Origin of the sequence: Brachybacterium halotolerans, from assembly GCF_016623465.1 — a bacterium.
Lineage (GTDB): Bacteria > Actinomycetota > Actinomycetes > Actinomycetales > Dermabacteraceae > Brachybacterium > Brachybacterium halotolerans.
In genome coordinates, this window is sequence record NZ_JAEDAJ010000001.1 from 884338 (window position 1) to 900264 (window position 15927).

Annotated in this window: 11 protein-coding genes; 2 read left to right on the forward strand and 9 right to left on the reverse strand. The window is 70.8% G+C overall.

From position 1 onward, the window contains the following. Positions 1-211 precede the first annotated feature (211 nt). The 6 genes from mgtE to I8D64_RS03970 all read right to left on the reverse strand — a co-directional run bounded on the left by mgtE (position 212) and on the right by I8D64_RS03970 (position 7376). Complete coding sequence (mgtE, locus tag I8D64_RS03945) at positions 212-1570, reverse strand: magnesium transporter (protein ID WP_200501150.1); 1359 nt, start codon at positions 1568-1570, stop codon at positions 212-214. Between the two features lie 68 nt (positions 1571-1638). Continuing rightward, positions 1639-2748 (reverse strand): sugar kinase, encoded by a 1110-nt coding sequence (locus I8D64_RS03950; RefSeq protein ID WP_343068416.1) that lies wholly within the window; start codon positions 2746-2748, stop codon positions 1639-1641. Beyond that, positions 2745-3443: a bifunctional 4-hydroxy-2-oxoglutarate aldolase/2-dehydro-3-deoxy-phosphogluconate aldolase gene (locus I8D64_RS03955; RefSeq protein ID WP_200501151.1), complete on the reverse strand. Its 699-nt coding sequence runs from the start codon at positions 3441-3443 to the stop codon at positions 2745-2747. Before I8D64_RS03955 ends, I8D64_RS03950 begins: the two co-directional genes overlap by 4 nt. A 60-nt stretch (positions 3444-3503) precedes the next feature. After that, positions 3504-4742, reverse strand: a complete 1239-nt coding sequence (gene manD, locus I8D64_RS03960) for a D-mannonate dehydratase ManD (RefSeq protein WP_200501152.1) — start codon at positions 4740-4742, stop codon at positions 3504-3506. Between the two features lie 46 nt (positions 4743-4788). Next, positions 4789-6192, reverse strand: coding sequence for an MFS transporter (locus I8D64_RS03965; RefSeq protein ID WP_200501153.1), 1404 nt, complete (start codon positions 6190-6192; stop codon positions 4789-4791). A 179-nt stretch (positions 6193-6371) separates the two neighbouring features. Beyond that, a complete protein-coding gene (locus tag I8D64_RS03970; RefSeq protein ID WP_200501154.1) occupies positions 6372-7376 on the reverse strand; it encodes an L-idonate 5-dehydrogenase in 1005 nt (334 codons plus the stop codon). Positions 7377-7609: 233 nt separating this feature from the next. Between I8D64_RS03970 and I8D64_RS03975 the strand changes: the two genes are divergently transcribed. Both I8D64_RS03975 and I8D64_RS17720 read left to right on the forward strand, forming a co-directional pair. Continuing rightward, positions 7610-8410, forward strand: coding sequence for an IclR family transcriptional regulator (locus I8D64_RS03975; RefSeq protein ID WP_200501155.1), 801 nt, complete (start codon positions 7610-7612; stop codon positions 8408-8410). A gap of 147 nt (positions 8411-8557) precedes the next feature. Beyond that, the gene (locus tag I8D64_RS17720) at positions 8558-10378 is read left to right on the forward strand and encodes a GmrSD restriction endonuclease domain-containing protein (protein WP_200501156.1); all 1821 of its coding nucleotides are present in this window, start codon (positions 8558-8560) and stop codon (positions 10376-10378) included. A 98-nt stretch (positions 10379-10476) separates the two neighbouring features. Here I8D64_RS17720 and I8D64_RS03985 read toward each other — a convergent pair whose 3' ends face one another. From I8D64_RS03985 to I8D64_RS03995, 3 genes are read right to left on the reverse strand one after another with little or no spacing between them, the layout of a single operon-like run. Continuing rightward, positions 10477-11964, reverse strand: coding sequence for a mannitol dehydrogenase family protein (locus I8D64_RS03985; RefSeq protein ID WP_200501157.1), 1488 nt, complete (start codon positions 11962-11964; stop codon positions 10477-10479). 13 nt (positions 11965-11977) lie between these two features. After that, complete coding sequence (locus I8D64_RS03990; RefSeq protein ID WP_200501158.1) at positions 11978-13930, reverse strand: glycoside hydrolase family protein; 1953 nt, start codon at positions 13928-13930, stop codon at positions 11978-11980. After that, positions 13927-15858 carry a glycoside hydrolase family 2 protein gene (locus I8D64_RS03995; RefSeq protein WP_200501159.1) on the reverse strand — a complete coding sequence of 644 codons (1932 nt, stop codon included), beginning with the start codon at positions 15856-15858 and terminating at the stop codon, positions 13927-13929. The genes I8D64_RS03990 and I8D64_RS03995 overlap by 4 nt, the downstream gene beginning before the upstream one ends. Positions 15859-15927: the final 69 nt, after the last annotated feature.

Here is a 15927-nt window from a genome sequence, read left to right on the forward strand (position 1 = left end):
GGGGTGGAGCGCGGGGGGGGGGGGGGGGGGTGGGCCCGCCGGGGGGGGGGGGCGGGCGCCCCCCCCCCCCCCCGCCCGGCCCCCCCCCCCCCCCCCGCCCCCCCCCCCCCCCCCCCCGGGGGGGGGCCCGCTTCATCATGCCGGCGGGCTCGTGCACTGATCCGCCCGTCGGCCGACCCATCCCGCCCGTCGGCCGACCCGTCCCGCCCTGTCAGAGCCCCAGCACCGCCGTCGCGATGGAGAAGTAGATGACCAGGCCGGTCGCGTCGCAGAAGGTCGAGATGAAGGGGTTGGAGAACACCGCCGGGTCGGCCCCGATGCGCTTGGCGATCAGCGGCATGAGCCCGCCGACGACCGCCGCCATCATGCAGATCGCCAGCAGCGTCAGGCCCATCACGATGCCGACCGGCAGGCCGTAGAAGATCCCGGCGATCACCAGGCCCAGCGTGCCGAGCACCGACCCGAGGGTCGCGCCGATCCGCAGCTCGCGCCACACCACCCGCGGCAGGTCGCGCACGCGCACCTCCCCCACGGCGAGCGCGCGGGTCACGGTGGTCGCGGCCTGGTTCCCGGTGTTGCCGCCGGTGCCCGTGAGCAGCGGGATGAACAGGGCGAGCACCACGACCTCGTCGAGGCTGGCCTCGAAGAACTCGAGCACTTGCACGGTGAGGATCGCCGAGACGGCGAGGACCACGAGCCAGACGATACGGCTGCGCACGATCTGCAGGATCGGCGTCGCGAGGTATGCCCGCGAAAGGGGCTCCGCGCCGCCGTGACGAGCGGAGTCCTCGGCGTCCTCCTCCTCGATGATCGCCATGGCGTCGTCGATGGTGAGGATGCCGACGAGCCGCTCCTCGCCGTCGACGATGGGCATGGCCAGCAGCTTCTCCGCGAGGAAGCGCCGCGCGACCTGCTCGCGCTCCTCGCTCGCGCGGGCGAGGACCGCGGTGTGCGCGAGGTCGTGGACGCGCGTCGTCCCGTCCTCGGCGAGGAGTCGGCGCAGGCCCACGACACCGAGGACCTTCCTCGAGCCGTCCACCACGGGCAGCAGGTAGATCGTCTCCGGCTCGTCGATGTGGGCGCGCACGTGGGCGAGGGCCTGGTCGACACTCTGCTCGGGATGCAGCGCGATGACCTCGGGCGACATATAGCGGCCGATGGCATCGCGCGGATATCCCAGGACCGTCGTCGTCATCGCGCGCTCGTCGGCGTCGAGCCCGTGCAGGAGTCGTTCGGCGACCGAGGCCGGCAGCTCGTCGAAGAGGGAGGCGCGGTCGTCGGGATCGAGGCCCTCGATGATCTGCGCGACCTGTGGGTCGCGCAGGGCGGAGACGAGCTCGGCCTGCTGATGGGGCGCGAGCTCCTCGAAGACGCGCAGCGCCTGGTCCTTGTCGAGCACGCGGAAGAGCAGGGCGGACTTCTCGGCGTCGCTCGTGCGCACCAGGTAGACGAGGTCCCCGACCGGCAGGGCGTGCGCCTCGTGCGCGAGACGCTCGAGGTCGGCCTCCCCGGTCGGGTCCTTCCTCAGCAGCGCGAGCACGGAATCCAGGGTCGCGATCGGGGAGGTCATGCGGCCATTGTGGCCGAGATCCGGGCCGCCGTGGCGCGCGGAGCCCCCGGGTCCGGCAGGACCACGGATCAGCGCACGACGGGGTCCTTCGTGCCCGCGGCGAGGCGGCCCAGGTCCTCGCGGTGGGCGGCGCCCTCCCAGTCGCCCGGGGTCGTGCAGATGAGCGCTCCGCACTCGTTGCCGCGCGCCAGGCGTGCGGCGAGGTCCAGGCCCTCGAGGCGGGCGCTGAGATAGCCGGCGACGAACGCATCGCCCGCCCCGACGGTGTCGACGACGTCGACGCTGAGCCCGGGAGCCCCGGCCTGCTCCGCGTCGGGGAGCGTGGTCGCGTCTGCGCCGGTCACCGATCCCGCGGCGAGCGCGCGGGCTCCCTCGGCGCCGCGCTTCTCGACCACCTCGGGGATCCCGTGGGCGTGCAGAATGCGCACCAGAGAGTCCTCTCCCCCGCGCGCCGCGTCGCCACCTGCATCCCCGCTCGCGCCGGTGGCCTGCGCCTCCGCTGCGAGGGCGTCGGCGATCAATGCGAGCTCGTCGGTACCGCCGAAGACGATGTCCGCGGCGACCGCGATGCGCGCGAGCAGCGGGGCGGCGACCTCGCGGGGCGCGAGCGCGGAGCGCAGGTTCACGTCGAAGCTGACCAGCGTGCCGACGGCCCGGGCGCGCTCGACGAGGTCCAGCACGGCCTCGCGCGCGGTGTCCGAGAGCAGCGGGGTGATGCCCGTGAGGTGGAGGATCTCGGCGCCGGCGAGCAGGTCGTCGGGCAGGCCGTTCCCGTCGTCGCCCGCGAGTGCCGCGGCATCGAGGGCGGAGGCCGCGGAGCCGCTGCGGTAGTAGCGCACCGTGCTCGCGCCGCCGCTGGGATGCGACTTCAGCATGAGGCCAGTCGGCCGGTCGGGATCGACGACCGCGCGCACCTCGACCTGCTCGGCGCGCAGCTCGCGCAGCACCCGGGCGCCCAGCTCGTCGGGCCCGACGCGGCTCACCCAGGCGACGGGGACGCCGAGGCGACGCAGGTTGATCGCGAGGTTGCTCTCGGCGCCGCCGATGCCGATCGTCATGGTGCGCGCGTGCGCGAGGGAGCCGATGCCCTCGCTGTGCAGCAGCGCCATGGTCTCGCCGACGGTGACGACGCGCGGCGCCGTCCCCGCGCGTGGATCCTGGATGGGCCAGACCGTCACCGGCCCGCCTCCGTGCAGACCGCGACGAACTCGCGGGCGCGGTCGGCGAGCGCGCCGAGGTCTCCGCCGCGGAAGGCGTCGCCGAGCAGAGGTCCGCCCACGGAGACCGCGTCGGCCCCCGCCTCGAGCCATGCCCGGGCGGCCGCGAGGTCGACCCCGCCCGAGGGGATCACGCGCAGGTCGGGGAAGGGACCGTGCAGGTCCTTGACGTATCCGGGACCGACGGTGCCCGCCGGGAACACCTTGACGGCGCTCGCGCCGGCTCGCCACGAGGTGAACAGCTCCGTGGGGGTGAGACCGCCGGGGACGATGGGCGTGCCCGCGCCGATCGAGGCCGCGATCAACGCGGGGTCGGTGACCGGGGTGACGAGGTAGGCGGCGCCGTCTTCGGCCGCGCGGCGAGCCTCCTCGGGTGTGGTGATGGTGCCGACGCCCAGATCGGCCTCGGCCCCGAAGCGCTCGACGAGCCCGGGGAGGGCGTCGAGCGTGCCGGGGGTGGTGAGGGTCAGCTCGAAGCTGCGCACCCCGGCCTCCGCGAGGGTCTCGATGACCTGGGGGTACTGGGATGCCTCGCGTCCGCGCATGACGACGATCAGCCGTGAGGCGAGGGAGCGCTGGGGCAGCGGGAGGCGGTCGACGGGGGCGGGCGGGAGGCCCGCGTCGGTCGTGGCGGCGGAGGTGCGGGGGTCGGTCATGGGGGCTCCTCGGGTCGGAGGGTCAGGGCTCGGAGGGTCTGGCGATCGGGTGGGCGCCGCTCACCAGTCGTGCACGGTGCCGTCGCGCAGGCGGTTCACGGGCAGGTAGGCGGGCTCGTAGGGGTGGGCCGCGGCGGCCTCGCGGTCCAGGTCGACGCCCAGGCCGGGGGTCTCCCCCGGGTGGAGCATGCCGTCGGCGAACGTATAGGAGGTGCGGAACACCTCGAGCGTGCGCGCGGAGTGCGGCATGTACTCCTGGATGCCGAAGTTGTGGATCGCCAGGCCGAGGTGCAGGTGCGCGGCCATGCCCACCGGGGAGACGTCCGTGGGGCCGTGGAAGCCGGAGCGGATGCCGTAGATCCCGGCGAAGGTCATCAGCTGGCGCAGGCCGGTCACGCCGCCCGCGTGCGTCGCGGAGGAGCGCACGTAGTCGATGAGCCGCTCGGTGATGAGGGTCTGGTAGTCGAAGACGGAGTTGAAGACCTCGCCGATCGCGAGCGGGGTCGTGGAGTGCTCGCGCACCAGGCGCAGCGCGCTCTGGTCCTCACCGGGGGTGCAGTCCTCGAGCCAGAACGGACGGTAGGGCTCGAGATCGCTCGCCAGGCGGGCTGCCTCGATGGGGCGCATCCGGTGGTGGCCGTCGTGCAGGAGGTGCAGCTCGGGGCCGAACTCGCTGCGCACGTGCTCGAAGACCGTCGGCAGGTGCCGCAGGTAGGCGGCGGTGTCCCAGGTCTCCTCCTCGGGGCGGCGCGGGGCGTCGGCCGCGAGGCGGCTGGCGGGCTCGTACTCGTAGGTGCCGCCGGGCGCCGAGTCGTGCACCCCGTAGATCTGGCCGAGGCCCGGCACGCCGGTCTGGATGCGCACGGCCCGGAAGCCCTGCTCGACGTAGCCGCGGATCGCGTCGTCCAGGTGCTCGAGATCGGTGCCCGAGGCGTGGGCGTAGGTCATGAGCCCGGTGCGGCTCGCCCCGCCCAGCAGGCGGTACAGGGGCACGCCCGCGCGCTTGGCGGCGATGTCCCACAGGGCCATGTCGATGGCGGCGACGGCGGCCATCGTCACCGGTCCGCGCCGCCAGTAGGGGCTGCGGTAGAGGTACTGCCAGGTCGACTCGATCTGCGTCTCGTCGCGGCCGATGAGCGTGGGCGCGACGTGATCGCGCAGGTAGGAGGCGACCGCGAGCTCGCGGCCGTTGAGGGTGCCGTCGCCCAGGCCCGTCACGCCGTCGTCCGTGGTGACGATCGCCGTGACGAAGTTGCGTCCCGGGCTGGTGACGTCGACGTCGATGCTGCGGATGCTCATGAGTGTCCTCTCGGGTGGTCGGTGGCGGAGCCGGCGCGGAGCACGGTCACATCGCCGGCTCGGGGTCGGTGAGGTCGCGGCCGGCGACCTCCTTCATCCAGATCGCGGCGAACAGCGCACAGGCGCTGAAGAACGCGATGATCACCGCGACGGGGATCCACGAGCCGGAGGCCGCCGTGACCCAGGCGGCGGCGACCACCGGGGCGACGCCGGTGGCGATGATGGCGGCGATCTCGCGGACGACGGCAGTGGCCTGGTAGCGGTTCTTCGCGCCGAAGATCTCGGGGAGGGCGAGGTTCTCCATGGAGGCCATCGACATCACGGACACGTTGTGGATGACCACGTAGCCGACGATCACCTTCCAGGTGGTGCCGCTGGAGATCGCGAGCATGCAGGGCACGACGAGCACGAGGGCGGCCGCGCTCGTCACGCCGTACATCGTGCGGCGACCGAAGCGGTCGCCCAGGGCGCCGACGATCGGGACGGTCGCGAAGGCCACCAGCGAGGAGATGATGACGACCTCGGTCGAGAGCTGCTTGTTCAGCATCAGCACGACGGTGATGAAGGAGATCAGGTAGGTCTGGATCATCCCGGAGTTGCCCGCCTGCCCGAAGCGCAGCAGGAAGGCCACGGCCACGGACTTGAAGGTCACGGACTTCGCCTCGACCGCACGGACGGCCTCGGCGGGCGCATCCCCGGCCCGGACGTCGGCCGCGGTGACGGCCTCCCCCTCGACGACGTCCTCGCGGGCCTCGAAGACGGGGCTCTCCTTGAGGGTGAGGCGGACCCACACGGCGAACACCATGACCAGGGCGCTCGCGACGAACGGGATGCGCCATGCCCAGTCCATGAGCTGCTGCTCGGTGACGGCGACCAGCAGGATCGCCCAGATGCCGGAGGCGAACAGGGTGCCGCAGTTGGTGCCGAGGGCGACCAGCGAGGCGATCACGCCGCGCCGGCGGGCGGGCGCGTACTCGGAGAGCATGACGCCGGCACCGGAGATCTCGGCGCCCGCGCCGAAGCCCTGCAGGAGCCGCAGGAACACCAGCAGCGCGGGAGCGAGCATGCCGACCTGCGAGTACACGGGCAGCACGCCGATCAGGGCGGTCGCGAGCCCCATGATCACGATCGTGTAGAAGAGCACCTTGCGGCGCCCGATCCGGTCGCCCATGCGTCCGAAGAACCAGGCGCCGACGGGCCGCGCGATGTATCCGACGCCGTAGGTGGCCATGGCGCCGACCACGGCCATGCCCGGGTCGTCGTTCGCGAAGAAGAGCTCGCTGAACACGAGGGCGGCGGCCAGCGAGTAGAGCTGGAAGTCCATGAACTCCAGCGCCGTGCCCAGCCAGCCGGAGACGGCCGCGCGCACGAGGTCGCCGACGCTGCGCTCGGGCTGCCCGGTGCCGGTGGGGGTCGACGGGGAGTCGTCGGTGGTGGGGGCGTGAGTCATCGTGCTCCTTCGCGCGGTGCCCGGGGGCGGGGTGGTTTCGGTGGTGTTCTCGAGGTGTGGGGTCGCGTCCGAGGGACCCGCGTCCGTCGGACGCGTCGGTCGGGCGCGCGTCGGTCGGGCCCGACGGACGACCGACGGCCGGGGAGGCGCCCGGACCTCGTCGGCCCGGACGCTGTCGGTCAGAGGGCGAGCAGGACCTTCGCGGAGCGGGAGGCGTCGCGTGCGGTCGCGAAGGCCTCGGTCGCGTCGGCCGCGGGGACCACCTGGGTGACGACCTCGCCGATCGCCGGGTCCTGGACGAGCAGACTGATCGCATCGTCGATCTCGGTGGAGAAGCGGAAGGTGCCGCGCAGCTCCGCCTCCTTCGCCAGCAGCGGGGCGAGGTTCACGGAGATCTCGGCGTCGGGCAGGATCCCGACCTGCACGACGATGCCGCCGGGGGCGACGGCCCGGACGGCCGAGCCCAGCGAGACAGGGGCCGCCGAGCACTCGAGGACGACGGGGAACGACCCGGGATCCACCTGCTCCTCGGTGACGAGGACGGTGCGGGTCGCGCCGAGGGCACGGGCGCGCTCGAGGGGCTCGGGCCGCACGTCGCCGACGACGATCTCGGAGGCCCCTGCATGGTGCAGCGCGGAGACGGCGAGCAGGCCGATCGGGCCCGCGCCGAGGACCAGGGCGGGGCGCCTGGCGACGTCGCCCGCGATGTGCACGGCGTGAATGGACACGGCCAGCGGCTCGGCGAGCGCGGCGGTCTCGAGGGAGAGACCCTCGGGCAGCACGCGCACCATGTCGCGCTCGACGACGAGCTGCTCCGTGGCGGCGCCCTGGCGGTGCGGGAACACGCCCGCGCTGCCCAGGTAGTCGCCTCCGGGCCAGAGGTGCGGCCGCTCCTCGAGACCCTCGACCGGGGCGCCGTAACGGGCGGGGTGCACGGTCACGGGAGTGCCCGGGGCGAGCTCGCCGGAGGGGTCGAGGTCAACCGTCGCCGAGAGCTCGTGGCCGGGGACGAAGGGCTCCCGCACGAGGTTCTCGCCGTTGCGGCCGAGGTAGTAGTAGTGCAGGTCGGAGCCGCAGATGCCCACGTACTTCACGCGCAGGCGCACCTGGCCCTCGGCGGGCTCGGCCACAGGTTGATCCTCATAGCGGATGTCCTCCGCGCCATGGATGACCAAGGACTTCATCGTCGTTCCTCCTCGCGCGGGCCGCGCGGCGCCGGTGTCGGCGACTTCTGTGGTTCCGGTGGCGGAATCGCCCATCGTTTTGTATCCTGAAACGCCAGTTCCGCAATGCGTGATCACTATAGGCCCGCCTCGCGGGCCCGGCAAGATCGCGCCCGCACCCTGGTCATCGCCGACCACGTGCCGTCCGCTCCCCGTCGCGGGGCACGGCTCGCCCACCGATCCGGAAGGCCCCCATGCCGACAGCCCCTGGCTCCGACCCGACGTCCCCCTCCCCCGTCGGCAGCGTCGACAAGGCGCTCGTGCTGCTCGACGTGCTCGCCGAGGCGGGGCCCGACGGCCTCATGCTGCGCGAGATCGCGGAGGCGAGCGGCTTCCACAAGGCCTCCTCGCACCGCATCCTGCAGGCCCTCGCGCACCGGGGCTTCGCCATCCAGGACCCCTCCGACCAGCGATACCGCCTGGGCAGCGCGCCCATCGTCCTCGCCGAGCGCTATGCGCGCGGAGATCATCTGCCCGCCCTCTTCTCCCCCGTGCTGGCGAGCATCAGCCGCAGCTCCCAGGAGCTCGTGCACCTGGGGACGATGGACGGCACGAACGTGCTGTACCTCGACAAGGTCGAGCCCGAGCGCACCCTGCGGGTGTGGTCGCGCGTGGGGAGCCGGGCGCCTGCCGCGCGCACGGCCCTGGGGCGGGCGATGCTCGCCGCGCAGGGCGTTCCTGGCCCCGCTCTCGCCCCCTACGCGGAGGCGACGACGGCCGACGGCGGCCTGGTCGTGTCGCCGGCTCGTCTGCAGGAGGTCGTCGACGAGGCGAGGGAGCGCGGCTGGTCCGCCGAGGTCCAGGAGAACGAGCAGGGGATCGCCTGCGTGGGCGTCGCCGCGCTGCGCTTCGACGGCCGGGCCGCGGCCGTGAGCATCACCGGGCCCACCGAGCGCATGGACGAGGAGCGGCGCGCGGAGCTCGGCGCTCTGCTGCGCGAGGAGCTCGAACGCCTCGGGCCCAGCGGGTTCACGGCCTTTCGATCAGGTCGTTAGATTTCGCAACATCGACGTTTCGCACAAGCGATCGCGAGCCTCGCTGGCACCCTGCACCCCGGTTCTCCTAACAATAGCGGGGCGAATAGATTCGTGCTATGATCCGCATCACATGTACGGAACTTTCACTGGACGCAAGGAGGAACAGTGGCAGAGTCGACCGAGGTATCCGATCTCATACCGATCGCTAGCAAGACACGGACAACCCAATCTTGCTTCCAACAGTGCCTTTACAGCGTGCCAAACTTCCAACGCCCCTATAGTTGGTCGATCGACCAACTAGTGGACTTCTGGGATGACGTAATCCTCGCCAAGGGTGACTTCTTTTTTGGCTCTACGGTAACATGGGTAAGCGAAAAGCGGGAACTCTTCAACGACACGTACTCGATCATCGATGGCCAACAGCGGTTAACCACCAGCGCCATTTTGCTATCGGTCGTACGAGACGCCTTCGACAAAATCACGCACGATTTCGGCTCGACCGACGCCGCGGCGTCGCTAGCCGCCAAGAACCAATCTGCCACGACTCAAAAGTACCTATTGGTATCCGATGACGACGGCGAAGAGCATCGCGTCCTGGAACGACCAGAAGACATGTTCTATGAGATAATTCAGAAACCGACAGCAATCCCTTCGGGGGCTCAGTGGAACGGGAGCGCCCAGAGAATCGGTGCGGCACGCGCCTTCTTCGAGTCGAAAGTGCTTTCAGAACTGGATGGCCTGTCGCCGGACGAACAGGTCGAACGACTCAAGGCTCTACGTGCAAACGCCTTGAAGGCACGGGTTATTCAAGTGGAGCTTGCATCGGAAGAAGACGGATTTCTGGTGTTCGAAACATTAAACACCAGAGGGTCAGAATTACGATTGACTGACCTCGTTAAGAACCTCCTTATTCGAGGCGGAGCTTCCGACGCATCGGATCGCGGCGCCATCTCGCGCCGATGGGAAAGACTCATCAGTCAGGTAGAGAGCACTAGAGGGTCAACCGACACCGCAGATCGATTTATCTGGCAGTCCTGGAATTCCCGGCGAGACGCGCTCAAGGAGCCCGAGCTTTTCAAGGCCATCAGCAAGGTCGTCGCCGGAAGCCCACGTGCACATTTGGCGTTCCTACAGGAACTTGAAGTGGACGCAAAAACATATCAGTGGCTTGAGGACGAATCTGTTCCGGCACAGTCACCACAGCGCGGTTCTCGAAATCCATTCGCTGTTCCTGAGTTCGTTGACAGCGTGCGCGCTCTAGCAATTTTTAACGTTTCGGTCGCGAATTCAACGCTCCTCGCAGTCGCTCGCAAATTTTCAGAGACAACGCTGATAACAAAGACGCAGTTGATCGACGTAGTAAGTTTGGTCGAAAAGTTCCATTTCCAGTTCACAGCGTTGACGAATAGTGGATCGACCGGAGGCACGCGTGCACGATATAATCGATTCGCTGTCCGCCTCGAGAAGGCGAGTACCCGGGCGGACGTCGCCGCGGCAATTGCCGATCTGAGAGACAAGCTCAACGCTAGCCTACCGTCTAGGTTGCGCGCGCGCGAGGCGTTTCGCGCCCTATTCTACGCTCCAAACCTTCAACTCAAGCAGTCTCAGAAGCTGCGAGCTCGACGCATATTCATCGCATACGTGTTGATTTCCTTCGCTAAAAGCCGGCAATTGCTGCCAGCCGGGCAAACTGGAGAATCCTGGTCCATAGAGCACATTAAGCCCCAGTCGCTCGCAACGGAAGGGCACGATGATCCGATATATTCGATCGGAAATCTCGCACTCCTGACAGAAGGACTCAACGGGAACTTGGGGAACGGGGACTACAGAGCAAAATTGCCCGCTCTCGAGGCTGGTAGTGTTTACTTTGACCTTGAGCTTATGCGGTGGAAAGCGGATGGAATTCTAGTGCCGAGCAGAGAGGACATCTCACGCCGTGCAGAACTTCTCGCCGATGAGGCACTGGATCGGGTGTGGGGAATTTAATCAACTACGCGCCGTCGCGACAATCGACGGTTAATTCGCATTTCTATTCCAACCTTTTGTGCAACAAGGCTCGTCGCCTTCAATCTCGAAAGGGAGGATTAGATTGCGTCCTTCATCGCCGCCTCGATGCCGTGGCGGGCGATCACCTCGAGCAGCTTGCCGACGCGCTCGGTGAACGCCTCCTCGCGGGGCAGGTCGTGCCCCAGGAAGCCCGCGTCGAGCACGGCGCGGGCGATCTCGCGCGGAGCGGTCGCGGAGCCGACGGAGCGCAGGATGCGCTCGCGCGCGGGCTCGTCGACCGCCTCCATCTCAGGGGTGACGGCCACACCGTCGGGCTGGACGGTCGTCGCGATCCATCCGGCGATGAGCAGGGCGAACACGTGCGGCATGCGCCCCTGGCGCAGGTGCTGGAGCGCGGCGACCGGGATGCGCTGGGGCAGGCGGATGGAGCCGAGCGAAGCGATGCGGGAGGTCGAGTCCGCGAGCGGCACGTTCTCCCAGCGCCGCACCAGCGAGGCGATGTACTCCTCCGGATCCAGGCCGTCGGGCAGCGGGATCGTGGGCAGGGCGTCGCGGCGGATCTGCGCGAGCACGGTGTCCTGCACGGCCGGGCGCCGCCAGGTGCCGGGGATGGTGGGGATCCCCTGCAGCACGCCCAGGTAGGCGAGGAGCGACTGCGAGGCGTTGACCAGGCGCAGCTTCACGAGCTCGTAGCGATCCACCTGGTCGCTGATCACGGCGCCGCCGGCCTCCCAGCCGGGTCGGCCGCCGGGGTGGTCCTCCTGCATGACCCACATGGTGAACTCCTCGGTGCGCACCGGGGCCTCGTCGCGCACGCCCAGCAGGCGCTCGACGCTGCGTCGGGTGTCGTCCGTGGTCGAGGGCACGATGCGGTCGACCATCGAGTTCGGGAAGCCGACGCGGGTGCCGGCGAAGCGCAGCACGTCCTCGTCGGCCCCGGCCTCCTGGAGGAACTGCGTGACGACGGCGCGGGCGACGTCGCCGTTGCCCTGGAGGTTGTCGCAGGACTGGATCGTGAACGGCTCGCCGCTCGCGGCGCGGCGCTCGATGCCCCGGGCGATCGCGCCGATGACCGTGCGCGGGGCGTCGCCGGATCCCGGGCCCGCCCCCGTTCCCGCGGCGAGGTCGGCGCGGATGGCCGGGTCCTCGAGGTCCAGGCCCCGAGCGTTGGGCGACCAGCCGTAGCCGCCCTCGGAGACGGTGAGGGTGAGGATCCTGCGTGCGGGGTCGGCGATCTCCGCGACGACGGCCGCGGGGTCCTCGGTGAGGATCCCGAAGCGTCGGTGCACGTCGACGACCTGCGCGCTCTCGCCCTGCGGGGACAGCTGCAGCACCGAGTAGAGGCCGTCCTGGGCGGTCATGGCGTCGACGACGGCTCGGCTGCGGTGCCCGAACGCGCTGATCCCCCAGTCCCCGCCCGCGGCCTCCATCGCCCGCGCGGTGTACACCGCGGTGTGGGCGCGATGGAAGTTCCCGAGCCCCAGATGGATCATCCCAGGGGTGGGCGGGGCGGAGACCCCGATCTGCGTGAGCGGGGAGAAGGTCGACCGGTTCAGGGGTTCCATGGCCCCATAGGTATCAGAACTCGTCCTCGTTGCCGTCGCTGAGCCACGCCCCGATCACCGGGAACTCCATGACGCGCAGGCGCGCCGTGCCGTAGGGGACGAGGCGCAGCCCGTGCACGGGACCGTGCTCGAGCACCGGGCTCGCCGGTGGCGGGGTCGCCGAGGCGCCGTCCGCCTGCCACTGGGAGAGGCGGCTGCCGCGGGCCTCGAGGGTGAGGGCCTCTCCCGCGGCGAAAGGAGCGGCGGGGATCTCGCCGTGGCCGATCTGCCAGGCACCTGCCTGCTCCACGTCGGCGAGCGCCCAGCTCCAGTTCCCCCGCGGGCGGATCTCCCACTCCCCCAGGCCGGGGGCGTCCGGAACCTCCACCCAGTTCTCGCCCGGGGTCGCGACCATGACCAGCGGGCCCACGTGCACCGCGGCGGCCTGCCTCTCGCGCCGCTCGACGCGGGCGCGCATCGGCAGCGTGAGCTCGATGGTGGTCTCGCCGTGCCAGGCGCGGCGCAGCTCCACGTGCCCGTCGGCCGACGGTTCGACCGGGATCTCCTCGCCGTCCACCACGAGTCGCGGCGCATCGCACCAGGTGGGGATGCGCAGGCGCAGCGGCATCTCGGCGTCCTCCGCGGCGGCCGGTCCCGACCGGTCTCCCCCGCGCACCAGGATCCGCACGCTGTCGCGGAACGGGTAGTCGGTGATCACGTCGAGGTGGAGGGGCGTGCCGTCCGCGTCGACGTCGATCGTGCAGGGAGCGTAGGCGACGGCGCGGAGGCCGCCGTCGGGGTCGCGCACCCAGAGGTTGGCGGCGAACTTGGGCCAGCCCTGGTGGAGGTTCGCGGTGCAGCATCCGAAGTGCGGCTCGAGGCCGAACATGTTCGCGTCGTCGCTCGAGAACGACCAGTCGCGGTGGGCGACGGAGACCTCGATCTGGGTGCCCTGCTGGTGGTACTGGTGGGCTCGCATCCGTGGATCGCACGAGGCCGCGAGCAGGTTGAAGGCGAGGGATTCGAGCCGGTCGCCCTGCACGGCATCGCCGTGCACCGTCGCGAGCACCTCGACGGTGTGCATCATCTCCACGACCAGGCAGGTCTCGATGCCGGCGGTCGCCTCGCGGCCGCCCAGCCACTCGTCGCCGGAGAACCAGCCGTGGGCCTGGCCGTGCCAGCGCATGAGGTGCGCGAGGGCCTCCTCGGTGCGCGCACGATGGCCGGGGTCGCCGTCGACGAGCTGGGCGGCGGCGCCGGCCTTGAGCCCCATCGCGACGTTCACGCCATGGGCCGAGTGGGCGGAGACCTGGGCCTGACCGGTGATGACGCGCTCGATGAGGTGGGTGTCCCAGTCGAAGGTCTGGGAGAGGACGAGGCGGGCGAGGTCCTCGAGCCGGTCGCTCGCCTCCGCCTGCTCCGCCGGGAGGTGTGCGCGGGTCCAGGCGATCGTGAGCACGTCCTCGGCGCCGCGCGCCTTCGCCCACTGCGCGAGCGGGCGCGCGGGCAGGTGCGCGAGCTGGAAGCGGTGCCAGCGCAGCAGGAACGGGACGACGCGCGCATCGCCGGTCGCCTCGGCGTGCTGGATCAGCACCTTCGCGGCGACCATGCGCGGCCACCAGTCCTCGTCGGCCGTCGGCCCGAAGAAGCCGTCCTCGCGCTGGGAGCCGAGCATCCATTCGATCCAGGGCCGGGCCTGGGCGATGAGCTGCTCGTCGCCGAGCACGTGCGCGAGGGGGACGAGTCCGTCGAGATAGTAGGGGCCGCGCTCCCAGCTCTCGCCGTCCCCGCCGAGCCAGCCGCTGTCGGGGCCGACGTCCGGCCAGACCTCGGGCAGACGTCCGGTGATCCCGTCGGCCTGCAGCCGCAGCTGCCGCTCGAGCCAGCCGCGCGGCCGGATCGCGCCGAGCGGGAGGGTGGCCGCGACGTCGGGTAGCGGGTTCCAGGTGCCGTCGGACGCGGAGCCCGATGTGGGAGCGGCGCTCATGCGCCGGCCTCCCCGGTGACGAAGCCGCGGATCACCGCGGCATCGAGCTTCGGCCGACGGTCGGCGGTCGCGAGACCGTTGGCCTCCTGCTGCGTGTCGGTGAGCTGGGTATAGCAGAAGCCGGCGAGGACGGGGCTCGCGGTGACGGCCTCGAACAGTCCGCCGACGCGCTCGGTGAACTCCTCCTCGCTGCCGACGACCGCGTATCCCCAGGTCTCGGCCACGGCGAAGGCGATGCCGCCGAACTCGGTGAGCATCACGGGGGCGTCGGGGCCGAGCTCGCTCGCGCCGTCGAGGACGGGCCTGCGCCCCTGCGGGCCCATGCCGGTGATCGTGCGTTCGAGGGCGGCGGCGTCGGCGTAGTGGGCGCGCAGCCGGGGCGGGTCGGTGCAGTAGTCGTGGACGGTGAGCAGGTCGCCGCCGGTGTGCTCGTAGCCGTCGTTGGAGACGACGGGCCGGCTCGGGTCGAGGGCCCGGGTCAGGGCGGTCATGGCGAGGGCGAGCTGGCGCTGTCCGGGGTGGTCGGCGAGGTCGCGCACGCCCCAGCTCTCGTTGATCGGCACCCAGGTGACGATGCTCGGGTGAGCGCGGTACTGGGCGACGATCTCGGCCCACTCGGAGCTGAGCGCGGCGACGGCGCGCGGCGAGTACGTATAGGCGTTCGCGGTCTCGCCCCAGATCATCAGACCCTGGCGGTCGGCCTGGAACAGCAGGCGCGGGTCCTCGGTCTTCTGGTGGATGCGGGCTGCGTTGAAGCCGAGGTCGAGGATCAGCCCGACCTCCTCACGGCAGGCATCGGCCGACGGCGGGGTGAGGTGCGTGTCCGGCCAGAAACCCTGTTCCAGGACGGATCGCATGTAGCAGGGCTCGCCGTTGAGCAGGAACCAGCCCCGGTCGACCCCGACGGTGCGCAGACCCAGGTAGCCGAAGGCCTCGTCTCGGACGACGCCCGCGCCCGCATCCGCGCCGTCGTCGTCGCTCGCGAGCACGAGGATGCGGGCGTCCACGAGGTGCGGGTGGCCGGGTCGCCACAGCAGGCGGTCGCGGGCCTGGGTGTTGCGAAGTGCGGAGATCTCCACGGCGCCGGCGACGCGGGGCTCCACGGCGTCGAGCTCGATCGCGCCGAGCTGCTCGGTGCCGCGATCCGTCGTGCTGCTGAGCTCGACGCGCACCCGGGTGCCGGGGCGGGGCCGACGGGCCAGGTCCACGACCACCTCGACGCGGCAGCGGGCGAGGTCCGTCTCGGCGGTGAAGGCCGTGACGTGCTGGTCCGGCACGATCTCGATCCACACGCTGCGCCAGATGCCGGTGGTGCGGTCGTACCAGATGCCGTGGGGCTTCTCCTCCCAGTCCTGCTTGCCGTGGGGCAGGTCCACGTCGTGGGGGTCGTCGGCGGCGCGGACCACGATCACCGCGGTGCCGTCGTCGGCGAGGTGGTCGGTGAGGTCGACGGTGAAGGCGGTCTGTCCCCCGGCGTGCTGCCCGGCGAGGCGGCCGTTGACCCACACCATCGCCTCGTGGTCGACCGCGCCGAGGTGCAGCAGGGCGCGATGCCCCACGGGCGGGGAGACCCGGGCGGTGCGCCGGTACCAGACGACGGGGTGGAAGCCGCGGTCGCCGATCCCGGAGGCCTCGCTCTCGGGGACGAAGGGCACCCGGATCTGCCGGTCCAGCGGATCGGGGCGGTCGGCGGACGCGCCTGCCGATCCGTCCGCTCCCGCTGCTCCGCCGGCGTCCGTCGATCCGCCCGCACCCGCCGTTCCGCCGGTGAACCAGTGCTCGGCGAGGCCGCGGTCCTCGTCGTCGTGGGCGAAGGCCCAGGTGCCGTCGAGGCTGGTCCAGCTCTCGCGGATCAGGGTGGGGCGGGGGTGGGTGCCGTCCTGGGCAGTGGCGCGCAGGGTCGTGCCGGCGGTCGCGCGAGCAGTCATCGTCGATTGCCTTTCGAGGGTTCGTGGGACCGACGCTACCGGTCCGCGAAGCCCGAGGCCAGAGGTTCT